The organism is Chryseobacterium sp. VD8, assembly GCF_037149975.1.
In the GTDB taxonomy this organism is placed as follows: Bacteria; Bacteroidota; Bacteroidia; order Flavobacteriales; family Weeksellaceae; genus Chryseobacterium; species Chryseobacterium indicum.
In genome coordinates this window covers 22,073-34,408 of the sequence record NZ_JBBCQL010000015.1, presented here as the reverse complement: position 1 = coordinate 34,408, position 12,336 = coordinate 22,073, and the positions used below count along the sequence as shown (strand labels likewise).

The following is a 12,336-nucleotide window of genomic DNA, read 5'->3' as shown; positions in this document are numbered from 1 at the left end:
CTTCGTCGCCGCCCGCCGCATCCCTCACGCGAAAGAAGACATCTATGTAAAATTCAGTCCGTCACAGAAAATGTTGACGGACTTTTTATTGTAACGGAGTAAGAACCAAATTTGGCTTTAGCCAAAACGCATCATCAATTTCGTCTGAAGCCCAACTCACGGTATTTTAAACAAATCTTCTGCGAATTTATATTTCCCACACAGAAAAGTACAGTTTTTGCTTCCCTTCATTCGATGACAAAACTCTGCTTTCTATTTTCATTATGTTCCGTTTCCCTGCTGTTTTCTCAAGAAAGAGATTCCGCAGCACTGATTTCAGAAGTCAGAATCGATGCCTACAAGAAACCCACAACTTTTATTTCGTCCACAAAAGCGGTTGCTGTGGTTTCAGAAAATTTACTTAACCAGAATACGTCCGAAAGAATGCTGGAATCCATCAATCAGATTGCGGGAGCCAGAATGGAAGAGCGTTCTCCCGGAAGTTACAGGATTTCCCTTCGCGGAAGCACTTTACGATCTCCTTTTGGCGTTCGGAATGTGAAAGTTTATCTCGACGATTTTATTCTGTCCGATGCTTCGGGAAACACCTATTTTAATGTTGTTTCTCCAGAACTCATCAACCGGATGGAAATGTATAAAGGTCCTGAAAGTGGAGATTACGGCGCCGTAACGGGCGGAACTGTTTTGCTCCAGACCAGAAAATCAGATCAAATTTCCGCAAATCTGGCAATTGGAAGTTATGGAACCTTTAACCAGAGTTTTGATCTTTCCAAACACATCGGGAAACACTTTTTTCAGGTTTTTCAGAACTATTATCAGACCGATTCTTACCGGCAACAGTCGAAGGTTCAGCGAAAGCAGATTTTTGTAAAAGACCATTTTCAATATTCAGAAAATGGATTGCTCAAAGCTATGATTTTGTATGCTGATCTCGATTATCAAACTCCGGGAGGAATCACTTTAGAACAGATGCAGATCAACCGAAAACAGGCAAGACCGGCAACCAAAACAGTTTCGGGTGCAAAAGAACAGGATGCCGGAATCCGCAATAAAATGATTTTGGCAGGGATTTCAAATGATTATCAGTTCAGTCCGGAATTCTCCCATTTTATTTTAATTCAGGGTTCTTACGTAGATTTTGAAAATCCGTTTATCACCAATTATGAAAACCGTTTTGAAAAGAATTTTGCATTAAGAATGCATCTCAATTACGAAAAAAACTGGAATACCGTTTCATTAGCCTACCGATTGGGATTTGAAGGCGGAATTAATGATATTTTGGTCAAAAATTACGATAATAACAGAGGAACAGAAGGAAACCCACAGAATTTTGATCAGATTAAAAATACTTCAGGATTTTTCTTTCTTTCTCAGAAACTGAATGTCAGCGAAAAATTATTCACCGATCTTTCCATCAGTTTAAATTCAAATTCTTACGACTGGAATCGGATATATCCCCGAAATGAAGAAGGAAAAGTTCATTTTAAAAATCAATGGTTGCCTAATTTTGGTTTCACCTATCTTTTGGGAAAAGGTTTTTCGGTACGCGGAAAAATAGGGAAGGGGAATTCTGCACCGACGAATGAAGAAATCCGCTCTTCAAATCAGCAGTTTAATACAAATTTAAAACCCGAATTCGGCTGGAACAAGGAAATCGGGATCAGGAAACAATTCGGCAACTCTGTTTTTGTAGAAGGAAATTATTTTGATTTCCGGATGAAAGATGCAATTGTGAGAAGACAGAACGAAGCCGGACAGGAATACTTCGTCAATTCCGGAAAAACCGTTCAAAAAGGTATTGAAATTTTAATGGAGTCGAAGAATTTCAATCTGAAAAACCACTTTTTAAGCCATTTCAGATTCAGGCTTTCGGGCAGCTTTTACGATTTTACATTTAAAAATTATCAGCAGAACGGAAATGATTTTTCAGGAAATGAAATCACCGGAGTTCCCAAAACAACAATCAACAGTTTGCTGAATTTTACGTTTTTCAGAAAATTTTCGGTAGATTATTCCCATTTTTACACCTCAAAAATCCCTTTGAATGATGCCAATTCTGTTTGGTCTGAATTAAATTTAATTGGAAATATCCAGTTCAGATTTCCTGTAGATTTTGAAAAAACGAGAGTCAATGTATATCTTCAGATTCAGAATCTTTATAATACAGAATATGTTTTAGGTTTTGATATCAATGCTTTCGGAAACCGTTATTATAATCCGGCTGCCAAAAGAAATTTTGTATTGGGAATGAAGGTTGATTTTTAATGTCATTGCGAGAAGCGAAGCGACGAAGCAATCTCATGTTATTGTCCGCAATTGTAATCATTAAAAAAACTTTGGATTCTTTACTGAGTGAAAACTTTATACTGAGCTTGTCTAAAACTAAACAGATGCTCAATTAAAAATAAATAATAAAAATAGATAAAGATTGCTTCGTCACGTTGTTTCTCGCAATGACATTATTTCGAAAGAATGTTTTTCACAATCATTTCCGCATGAATTCTCGAATTTTCAATAAACCAGAGATGCGTATCTTTTCCTCCGCAAATCACACCCGCCAAATACAGATTCGGAACATTGGTTTCCATGGTTTCAGGATGATAAAGCGGGTTCAGACAATCGCCCTGCAATTCGATTCCGGAATTTTTTAAAAAATCAAAATCAGGAAGATAGCCGGTCATTGCAAGAACAAAATCATTTTCAATTTCCTGCAATTCACCTTTTTCATCTTTAAAAACAACGGAATGTTGTTTAATTTCCATCAATTCGGCATTGAAATGCGTTGCAATACTTCCTTCCGCAATTCTGTTTTCAATGTCCGGTTTCACCCAATATTTTACACTTTTTGAAATTTCGGAATGTCGGATAATCATGGTGACCTCCGCGCCTTTTCTGTAAGTTTCCAGAGCAGCATCGACCGCCGAGTTGCTCGAACCTATCACAACAATTTTCTGTTTTGCATACGGATAAGGTTCTGTATAATAATGTCTTACTTTGGGTAAATCTTCTCCGGGAATATTCATCAGATTCGGAATGTCATAGAATCCCGTTGAAATAATGACGTTTTTTGCGGAATATTTTCCTTTAGAAGTTTCAATAGTGAAAATGTTATTCTCTTTGGAAACTTTTTCTACCTTTTCATATAAATTGATGTTGATATTCCGCTGTCTTGCAATTCCCTGGTAATATTCCAAAGCTTCCTGTCTTCCGGGTTTTGGCGCTGTTGAAATAAAGGGGATTCCATCAATTTCCAGCTTTTCGGCAGTCGAGAAAAAACGCATATACAAAGGATAATTGTACAGAGAATTAACGATGGTTCCTTTTTCGACAATCAGATAAGAAAGATTATTTTTCTGCGCTTCCAATGCACAGTTCAGTCCGATTGGTCCGCCTCCGATGATAAGAATATCTAAAATTTCCATACAACAAATGTAAGGAAATCCTGTAAATAAAGGCTCAGATAGAAACGGAAGTGAAGATGTTTAAGCTAATATTTCCGCCAGTTTTTTAGTTAAATTTTTTCTGGAAAACTGCTCGATATTCTTTTTGTTTTCTGAAAGATTTCCGTCTTTCCAAAGTTTAAATTTGTCTAAAATAAATTCTTTGATCTTCTCGGTATCATCATAACTGAAATGTTTTCCGGCCTGTGTTTCATTTAAAATTTTAGAAACATCCGCATCTTTAGGTCCAAAAGAAATGATTTGCTTTCCTGTAGCCAGATATTCAAATATTTTTCCGGGAATGATCCCTTTGGAAGAATCATTAGGAAAGTTGGTGATGAGCAGTATTTCCGAAGTCTGCATTTCTTCAATCGCTTTATCATGAGACAAATATCCTAAATTCAGAATGTGATTTTTCAGGTTTGAATGTTTTATTGAATTCAGAATTTTATCATCAACTCTTCCTGCAAATTTCAAGGTAAACTTTTCAGCAAACTCAGCATTTTCTGTAACCAGATCATTCAAAACTTTCCAGAGATTTTCAGGGTTTCTCAACTGTTCCAGAACTCCGATGTAACTTAATGTGAATTTTGTTTGAGTGTCGGAGAATTTAAGTGTTTGAGTGTTTGAGTCTGACTCGTCAAAACCGTTCGTAATACAAATTGCATTAGCTCCGTTTTTACGGAAATTTTCAGCATCGGTGTAGCTTGTTGCTAACGTAATATCTGCGTTTTTTAACACTTCGCTTTCGAGTTGACGGTGCTTTTGATCAGAACTTTTGGTCAATTTTAAGTGTTTGTAATAAGAAATTTCTGTCCACGGATCACGGAAATCGGCAATCCATTTTAGGTTAGGAAGTTTCTTTTTTAAATTCAAACCAATTAAATGTAAAGAATGGGGTGGTCCCGAAGTTACCACAACCTCAATCTGATTCTCTTTTAAATATTGTTCCAGAAATTTTACGGAAGGTTTTACCCAGAAAACTCTCGCATCGGGAATGAAAAAATTGCCTCTTACCCAAATCGAAAGCTTAGATTTCCAGCTTTGATTTTTACCGACATCAAACTGCCCCGCTTTAAATTTTTTGTTGCTTTTGTTCAGCTTTTCAGCCAGTTGGTAAGGTTCCCAGATTTTTGTTTTTACAATTTCCAGATCTTTCGGAACATCTTTCATCAAACTTTCATCCAGCAAAGGATAACTCGGATTTTCCGGTGTATAAATCACAGGTTTCCATCCAAATTCTGGTAAATATTTTGCAAATTTCAGCCATCTCTGCACACCTGGACCTCCCGCCGGAGGCCAGTAATAGGTGATGATGAGTATTTTTTTTGGTTCCATTAATAATTGTTTTAACCGCAAAAGAGGCAAAAGATGATGATGATTTTTTAGCTATTCAAAAGGTGACAAAATGTAATTCACTATTTTAATCGTATTGATCAAAATATTTATTAATAAATGTCTCTTGACCAAAGTGATAAATATTTTTTACATTAAAATTTACTAAAACACCTTTTGGTACTTTTAGTAGATTCATATAATTTAGAATCTGAGATTTGTGAATTTCCAAAAGAGAAGATACAGCTTTTATTTCCAAAACAATTAAATCTTCAATTAGGAAATCGCATTTGAAATCACAATTTAAATACTCATCTTTATAAATTACAGGAATTTGAAACTCAGATTTGTATTCGATATTCCTTAATTTAAACTCTTTTTCTAAAGCTTTATGATATACAATTTCTGCCAAACCTGCGCCTAAAATCTTGTGAACTTCTATACAAGCTCCATTAATTCTATAGGTAAGATCTGTAATGTATTTTTGAGTAATCATAAGCACAATGCTTTTTCAAACTTTTGAATTTCTAAATCTTTTCCATTTGTCTTTTGTCTCTTTTGCGGTAAAGAAAATAAATCCCAAAACCACTTAACAGAATAAATAAACCGAAGCAGATTAATGAAATCCATTTTCCTTTTTCAATAACTTCCGGTTCGAAGACCATTCTCACATTGTGATTTCCCGCAGGAACGTGAACGGCGCGAAGAAGATAATCGGCTTTGATGTAAGGAACTTCTTTTTCATCGATGAAGAATTTCCAGCCGTGAGGATAATAAATTTCAGAAAAAACTGCCAATTGCGGAGTCTTAGACTGCGATTTAAATTCCAGTTCGTTGGGTTGATATTTCGTTAAATTGATGAAGGCTGTTGAGTCTGCCTGAACAGGTTTTCCGTCAAAGTATTTCTTATCGTCTATTGAAATAACAGCGGTTCTTTTGCTGTTGATGGTTCCGATTGCTTTGATTTCCTGATTCGGAGATTCTACGAATTTAAGATCGCTTACAAACCATGCGTTTCCGTTGGCTTTTGGATTAGGCATTGCCTGAGGTTGTTCAGGACCTCCTAAAACCAAATATTTTGCATTCAGAAGATTCAGGATATTCGGAACTTTTACAGAATCCATGATCTGGAAATATTCGTTGATTACATCATCGTATCTTCTCAGTTTTACCGCGTGATAACCACCGATGGAAGATTTGAAATAAGAAGTGTTTGTCTCGCTGAATGTTCCTAAAATATTATTGAAAATTCTGTAATGCGTCTTGTCTTTTTCAGCGATGGTTTCTAATGTTTTGTTCACATTTACATTCGCTAAAATAGGTTCCAGATTCGGATTTCCCTGAACTTTTTCAGCCATCAGATCGGAGCTTTCCGTCTGGAAAGGATTTTCGGCAAAGATTTTATCCACATAATTGTCATCGTTCAGATAACGTTTGTTAACTGTCCAAAGATCGAATAAACTGACTACTCCAATAATTACCAAAGCGATATTCTGATTCAGCTTTTGCTTTAAAACAAGAAATAAAGCAGCAACTGCAATAGCAACATAAATAAATGCTTTAATAGCATCAATTCTGAATAATTTAAATCTTTCATCTATAAGATAATCTAACAGGAAAGGAGGAAGATAAGTTTTTTCGTTTTCGGTATGAAATCCTAACAGAGATTTTCCGAAAACCAGTAAAATCAATACAAATCCTAAAGTTCCGCCGCCTACGTAAAGAAGTATTTTTTGTTTGTATTCCTGTGTGAGTGTTTGGTCTGTGAAGAATCTGTATAATCCGATGATCGCAATTAAAGGAAATAATAATTCTACAACCACCAAAATAGAAGAAGGTGCTCTGAATTTATTATAAAACGGCACGAAATCGATGAAAAAGTCGGAAAGTGCCATAAAATTACTTCCCCAAGCTAAAAATACGGTAAGAATAGAAGCCCCTAAAATCCAGTAGCGGTATTTTTTCCATGCGATGAAGAATCCTAAAAGCGCAAGAAAACAAACAATAGCTCCCTGATAAGCAGGTCCCGAAGTTCCCGGCTGATCTCCCCAATAGGTTAGATTTCCGAAACCTTTGGAAATTCTGTCATATTCAGCTTGTGAACTTACGTTTTCCTGAACCAATTCCTGAATTTTAGCCATCATTTCCTTTCCTTCCGGTTCCTGACTTCCGCCTCCCATTAATCTCGGGATGAAAAGGTTTAAAGTTTCCAGTTTTCCGTAGCTCCACATCAGCATACTTTCTTTATCCATCCCGGAATCTCCGCCTGTATTGCTGCTGTTTGTAAGGATCTGTTTTCCACGAACGGTTTCTTTGATGTACTCTGAATTCGCCATAATTCTCTGAGAATTCATTCCGACTCCGATTAAACATGAAGCGGCAACAATTCCCGATGAAATCAGGAAGTGTTTCATTGGCGTTTTTTTCAGAATACCTCTTATCAGCTCAGAAAGGAATAAAAATCCTAACGCCAGAAATAGATAATACGTCATCTGAGGGTGATTTGCAGCAATCTGAAGCCCCATAAATAGGGTAGTGACGATGAATCCCCAAACGTATTGTTTCCGGATGTAAACGAGTAAAATTCCGGCTAAGAGCGGTGCGAAATATTCAATGGTATTGATTTTTCCGTTGTGTCCCGCTGCGATGGCAATATAAAAATAGGTGGAAAGTCCGAAAAAAGTAGCTCCCAAAAGAGCATATTTCCAGTTTCTTACCACAACCATTCCCAAAAGGAAAAATCCTGCGGAAAGAAGAAAAAGATAATTAACCGGTCTTGGCAGAAAATTCAGTTTGGAATCGATTTTTTTGATGATGTCTCCGTTAAACTGACTTCCCATCTGATACGTCGGCATTCCTCCAAACATGGAATCGCTCCAGTAGGTTTCTTTTCCGGTATCGGCTCTGTAATCGAGAAGTTCTTTTGCACCGCCCCGATACTGCACGATATCATGCTGGAAAAGCTGCTTTCCCGTGAAAACAGGAGTGGAGTATAAAAATGCTAAAACGATAAATACAACTAATGAAATTGCAATATAAATCAGGTTTTTATTTTTCGCCATGTTGATGGTTATTATCTAAATATTTTCGGAATTGTTACCTTTTGCTGTTGTTTTCTTTTACCTCTTCATAATCAACGGTTTCTGCATCCCAGTTGATTTTTTTCTTCGTATTGTCTGAGTTTCTGATGTCCTGCTCCTTTCTGTTTTCGTTTCTGTTCTGGTTAGACAGATAGCTGTGGAATTTTCTGAAAAAGATTCTCTTCAGAATATTCCACACAAAATAGATGATAATCGTTGCGAGTACAAACTCAAAAATATGTTTCATCATAATAAAAATATTTAAGGTTTAATGTTCAAAGCCGTTATTACGCTCCGACATTTCAACTTTAAAAAGTTCTGCTTTATTTAGCAGAAGGATTTACCATTACGGAAGAATTGGAAACGCTCGTCATAGACTGGGTTTCTTTTCCGTTTGAAATACTTTCAATCTGTGTCGTTTTTACAGAAATATTCTGGTTTTTGATCCATCCTGTATTCTGGTCGAACGTAATCGTTCCGTTCTGCGTAAGTTCCGTGCTTAAGCTGTGGGTAACTTCTCCCTGATTCTGTTTATTAACTTTCTTTGGAATTCCTCCGGTTACAGAAATTTCTGCCACACCGTTTCCTACGCTTTTCAGAATGTAGTGAGAGGTCACTTTAATATTTCCCTGTGCATCAGCATTTTCGCTGTTCGTCCATTTTTCTCCGATTTTTGCACCTTTTTTAGGAATAATCGTTAAGTTTTTGTTGAACTGATCTCTAAGAACTTTTTCGTTGAAAGATTCCTTAAGACTTGCAACTACGCTCTCTTTCTGGTTTTTATCTTTGATCAATGATCCTACAGAATTGGCAACTTTAGTGTAAACGGCATCAAAACCTGTAATTGAAATTACATTTCCTTTGGTGTCCATCTTCATGTTCAGTTTATTTCCTGTCAATGCTCTGTTGATATTCCAGATCATCTTCAGATCATCCTCTTTCGGGATCGGAAGTTTTGTATCTACTACAATTGTTTTTCCCTGTGCTGTCTGAGAACTTCTTTTAGCGATTAAATTTAAAGTAATATCATAAACATTTCCTTTAATATCATTCACCATAAAAGACATTTCATCGGTAGATTCGCTCGTTCCGTTCAGAGTTTTCCCTTGAGGATCGGTCATTGTTTTCGTGTCTCTCTGATACGTTGTTAAAGGATAGGTTTTACCTTTTTCCAGTTTAAAAGTCTGCGTATATACTCCCGCTGAATCTTTAATCGCCGGATTTTCCTCCACTTTCGCTACAGAATCTGCCGGAACTTCCACCGTAATTGTTTTTCCTGTTTTAGGATCCACTTTGGTAATTTTTGCCGTTTCTTTTTTGTTGCACGAAACAATGGCTATGGTTGAGATAAGCGCTAAAGCTGCTATGTTTTTCATTGTAAATTTTTAAATGTTAATGGAATTAATTGGCTTTCATAAATTTCTGTCTCACTGCTTCATATAAAATCGCTCCACACGCAACAGAAACATTTAAAGACTGTGTTTTTCCCTCGATCGGAAGTTTTATTTTTTCGTCAGAATGGTGAAGAACCTCTTTGGAAATTCCTGTTTCTTCATTTCCCATCACGATTGCACAGGGTTCTGTAAAATCAATATCATAAATTAATTTTTCAGCCTTTTCGCTTGCTGCAAATACCGAAATTCCGCTTTGCTGAAGAAAATCTACCACATGAGCCAGATTCGGAGCTTTACAGATTTTCACATTATAAAGAGCTCCTGCGGAAGTTTTTATCGCATCGGAATTAATCGGCGCTGCTCCTTTTTCGGGAATAATCACCGCATCTACTCCTACACATTCTGCGGTTCTGCAGATGGCGCCAAAGTTTCTTACATCTGTTAATCTGTCCAGAATCAATAAAAAAGGAGTTTTTCCGTCTTCAAACAATTGAGGAACCACATCTTCAACTTTATGAAAAGGAACATCTGAAATAAAAGCAACCACTCCCTGATGATTTTTTCTCGTAAAACGATTCAGCTTTTCTACCGGAACGTAATTGGGACGGATTTTATTTTTCGCCAGAATGGCTTTAAGTTCAGCATAAATAGGTCCCTGCAATGCATTCTGCACAAACACCTTGTCAATTGTTTTTCCCGCTTCTATAGCTTCAATTACGGGACGTAATCCGAAAATGAAGTCATCTTTTTTATCTGTCATTTTGATATTTTAAATTATAAATTGCCCATTTACTTCGTAAGTCAGTTCAATTCTATTGAAAATCACTTTTCACGATTAACTTGCGAAGCAAAATTCAGTTGTACTATCTTCCTTTTTCCCCTAAAATAGCTCTCTTCTGCGCCAAAGCATAGCCATAATGCAGACCTTCGTGCATATTGTTAAAAATAATGGCATCCTGAATACTTTTCAGATCCAGCCCAAAACTTGTGGTGTAAGGCGTGTAATCTGAAAAGAAATCGCTGTCATAATCTTTCATCAGGATTTTTGACGTTTCGGTTAATAAAAACTCCAGATCTTCCACTTCAGATTTCTGCACATCCAGATTCGGAAGCGTTCCTTTTTTATAAGTTTCGATCCAGTATTTATCAATTCTGAAAGGATTTCCGCTTAGATAATAGTGCAGCAACTGCTGTGTAGCAACCGTATGAGCAATGTTCCAGTAAAGATTATTGTTGAAACCGTCCGGAATCAGTAAAAGATCTTCGTGAGAAGTGTTTTGCAGAATATCCAGAAGGTTTTTTCTTACTTGTCTGTGTGCTTGAAAATGATAATTCATTTTGCAAAAATTTTAATCTCCAAAAATAGTTTAATAAACTGAAAATGACAATTTTTGAACGGTGGATTAAAGCAAAATTTATATATTTTTAAGAAAAATAATATTGATTGTATTGAGTTTTAAGCCTTCATCTATTCAGGATCCTGCATCAATGCTGGAATATTTAACAAACTTTAACTCAAAAATGGCATTTTTTGTGTTGATTAATGCAAGTATTTATTGGAAATTTACCCATTATTTTAAATCAAGATATGTCAGAGATCAATCAAGCTGAAGATATTCGTCAATTGACGGAGCAGGTAAAAGAAGCAAACTACTTTTTTTCTCTTTTGAGACAGGAAATCAACAAGGTTATTATTGGACAGGAATATATGATAGACCGTCTTCTGATTGGTCTTTTGGGCAATGGTCACGTTCTTTTGGAAGGTGTTCCGGGACTGGCAAAAACTCTGGCGATAAAAACTCTGGCTGAAGCGGTTCACGGAGAATTTTCCAGAATTCAGTTTACACCGGATCTTCTTCCTGCAGATGTTGTGGGAACAATGATCTACAATGTAAAAGACAATGATTTCTCCATAAAAAAAGGGCCTGTTTTCGCAAATTTCGTTTTGGCGGATGAGATCAACCGTGCACCAGCGAAAGTGCAGTCAGCTCTTTTGGAGGTGATGCAGGAAAAGCAGGTAACCATCGGAGACGAAACCATGAAGCTTCCAAAACCGTTTTTGGTATTGGCAACGCAAAACCCGATCGATCAGGAAGGTACTTATCTTTTACCGGAAGCACAGAGCGACCGTTTCATGCTGAAATGCACGATTGATTATCCAAAACTTGAAGACGAAAGAACTGTAATGAGAATGGTTTCCACTTCGCATCAGCCTACTGTAAAACCTGTGATTTCACTTGAACATATTGTTGCGGCGAAAGAATTGATCAATCAGATCTATCTTGATGAAAAGATTGAAAAATATATTCTGGATATGGTTTTTGCCACCCGTTTTCCTGAAGATTACGGACTTTCTGAACTTAAAAATTATATCAGTTTCGGGGCTTCTCCGAGAGCATCAATAAATCTTGCGATTGCTTCCAGAGCGTATGCTTTCTTAAAAGGAAGAGCATTTGTAATTCCGGAAGATGTAAAATCGCTGGCAAAAGATGTTCTGAGACACAGAATCGGATTAACTTTTGAGGCTGAAGCGGAAGAAATTTCTTCAGAAGAGATCATCAACAGAATTCTGGCAAAAATTCAGGCTCCGTAATGAGTGAGGTAATTATTAGAAAGGCAGTTCAGGAAGATTGCTCACCAATGCTGGAACTGATTAAAGAACTGGCGGATTATGAAAAGGCTTTGCATGAAGTTACCTTAACTTTAGATCAGTTTATTGAAGACGGATTCGGAAAATCTCCTGTTTGGGGTGCTTTTGTAGCAGAATTCAATGGTGAAATTGTCGGGATCTCTTTGTATTATGACAGATATTCGACCTGGAAGGGAAGAAGGTTGTACTTAGAAGATTTGGTGGTGACGGAAAACCTGAGAGGAAAACAGATCGGCAAGAAATTGTTTGAAGCCACCATAGAATACGGAAAATCTAACCAATACAGCGGAATGGTTTTTCAGGTGCTCAACTGGAACGAGCCTGCCATTAATTTCTACAAAAAATACAGCCCGAAATTTGATGACGAATGGCTGAATGTATCTATCGAATTTAAATAGTAGGGAAGTTGGAAGCATGATGATGGAAGTTTACAAAGT

11 protein-coding genes are annotated in these 12,336 nt (G+C 36.7%); 3 read left to right on the top strand and 8 right to left on the bottom strand.

Features of this window, described 5'->3' with window-relative positions; translation table 11 throughout:
* Nucleotides 1-111 precede the first annotated feature (111 nt).
* Complete coding sequence (locus WFK35_RS03320; RefSeq protein WP_336731331.1) at nucleotides 112-2,265, top strand: TonB-dependent receptor; 2,154 nt, start codon at nucleotides 112-114, stop codon at nucleotides 2,263-2,265.
* A 194-nt stretch (nucleotides 2,266-2,459) separates the two neighbouring features.
* Here WFK35_RS03320 and WFK35_RS03315 read toward each other — a convergent pair whose 3' ends face one another.
* The 8 genes from WFK35_RS03315 to WFK35_RS03280 all read right to left on the bottom strand — a co-directional run bounded on the left by WFK35_RS03315 (nucleotide 2,460) and on the right by WFK35_RS03280 (nucleotide 10,586).
* Nucleotides 2,460-3,422, bottom strand: a complete 963-nt coding sequence (locus tag WFK35_RS03315) for a YpdA family putative bacillithiol disulfide reductase (protein WP_336731330.1) — start codon at nucleotides 3,420-3,422, stop codon at nucleotides 2,460-2,462.
* A gap of 60 nt (nucleotides 3,423-3,482) precedes the next feature.
* Complete coding sequence (locus WFK35_RS03310) at nucleotides 3,483-4,778, bottom strand: glycosyl transferase family 1 (RefSeq protein ID WP_336731329.1); 1,296 nt, start codon at nucleotides 4,776-4,778, stop codon at nucleotides 3,483-3,485.
* An 85-nt stretch (nucleotides 4,779-4,863) separates the two neighbouring features.
* On the bottom strand, nucleotides 4,864-5,271 hold the full coding sequence (locus WFK35_RS03305; RefSeq protein ID WP_116097837.1) for a GxxExxY protein: 408 nt from the start codon (nucleotides 5,269-5,271) through the stop codon (nucleotides 4,864-4,866).
* Between the two features lie 31 nt (nucleotides 5,272-5,302).
* On the bottom strand, nucleotides 5,303-7,837 hold the full coding sequence (locus WFK35_RS03300; RefSeq protein ID WP_336731327.1) for a YfhO family protein: 2,535 nt from the start codon (nucleotides 7,835-7,837) through the stop codon (nucleotides 5,303-5,305).
* 34 nt (nucleotides 7,838-7,871) lie between these two features.
* Nucleotides 7,872-8,105 (bottom strand): hypothetical protein, encoded by a 234-nt coding sequence (locus WFK35_RS03295; protein WP_370688429.1) that lies wholly within the window; start codon nucleotides 8,103-8,105, stop codon nucleotides 7,872-7,874.
* 73 nt (nucleotides 8,106-8,178) lie between these two features.
* A complete protein-coding gene (locus tag WFK35_RS03290; protein ID WP_336731325.1) occupies nucleotides 8,179-9,231 on the bottom strand; it encodes a DUF6263 family protein in 1,053 nt (350 codons plus the stop codon).
* Nucleotides 9,232-9,256: 25 nt separating this feature from the next.
* Nucleotides 9,257-10,009, bottom strand: a complete 753-nt coding sequence (gene rlmB / locus WFK35_RS03285; protein WP_268053540.1) for a 23S rRNA (guanosine(2251)-2'-O)-methyltransferase RlmB — start codon at nucleotides 10,007-10,009, stop codon at nucleotides 9,257-9,259.
* Between the two features lie 103 nt (nucleotides 10,010-10,112).
* Nucleotides 10,113-10,586 (bottom strand): DinB family protein, encoded by a 474-nt coding sequence (locus WFK35_RS03280; RefSeq protein ID WP_214589049.1) that lies wholly within the window; start codon nucleotides 10,584-10,586, stop codon nucleotides 10,113-10,115.
* A 251-nt stretch (nucleotides 10,587-10,837) separates the two neighbouring features.
* On the opposite strand from WFK35_RS03280, the gene WFK35_RS03275 reads away from it, so the two are divergent.
* Nucleotides 10,838-11,842 (top strand): AAA family ATPase, encoded by a 1,005-nt coding sequence (locus WFK35_RS03275; RefSeq protein WP_076392594.1) that lies wholly within the window; start codon nucleotides 10,838-10,840, stop codon nucleotides 11,840-11,842.
* Nucleotides 11,842-12,297 carry a GNAT family N-acetyltransferase gene (locus WFK35_RS03270; RefSeq protein WP_336731324.1) on the top strand — a complete coding sequence of 152 codons (456 nt, stop codon included), beginning with the start codon at nucleotides 11,842-11,844 and terminating at the stop codon, nucleotides 12,295-12,297. Before WFK35_RS03275 ends, WFK35_RS03270 begins: the two co-directional genes overlap by 1 nt.
* Nucleotides 12,298-12,336 lie beyond the last annotated feature (39 nt).

Bases quoted from the DNA above. Each gene is read 5' to 3' on its own strand.
- WFK35_RS03305 (WP_116097837.1), bottom strand. From the start codon at position 5,271: ATGATTACTCAAAAATACATTACAGATCTTACCTATAGAATTAATGGA.
- rlmB (WP_268053540.1), bottom strand. From the start codon at position 10,009: ATGACAGATAAAAAAGATGACTTCATTTTCGGATTACGTCCCGTAATT.
- WFK35_RS03315 (WP_336731330.1), bottom strand. From the start codon at position 3,422: ATGGAAATTTTAGATATTCTTATCATCGGAGGCGGACCAATCGGACTG.
- WFK35_RS03310 (WP_336731329.1), bottom strand. From the start codon at position 4,778: ATGGAACCAAAAAAAATACTCATCATCACCTATTACTGGCCTCCGGCG.
- WFK35_RS03295 (WP_370688429.1), bottom strand. From the start codon at position 8,105: ATGATGAAACATATTTTTGAGTTTGTACTCGCAACGATTATCATCTAT.
- WFK35_RS03290 (WP_336731325.1), bottom strand. From the start codon at position 9,231: ATGAAAAACATAGCAGCTTTAGCGCTTATCTCAACCATAGCCATTGTT.
- WFK35_RS03270 (WP_336731324.1), top strand. From the start codon at position 11,842: ATGAGTGAGGTAATTATTAGAAAGGCAGTTCAGGAAGATTGCTCACCA.
- WFK35_RS03280 (WP_214589049.1), bottom strand. From the start codon at position 10,586: ATGAATTATCATTTTCAAGCACACAGACAAGTAAGAAAAAACCTTCTG.
- WFK35_RS03275 (WP_076392594.1), top strand. From the start codon at position 10,838: ATGTCAGAGATCAATCAAGCTGAAGATATTCGTCAATTGACGGAGCAG.
- WFK35_RS03300 (WP_336731327.1), bottom strand. From the start codon at position 7,837: ATGGCGAAAAATAAAAACCTGATTTATATTGCAATTTCATTAGTTGTA.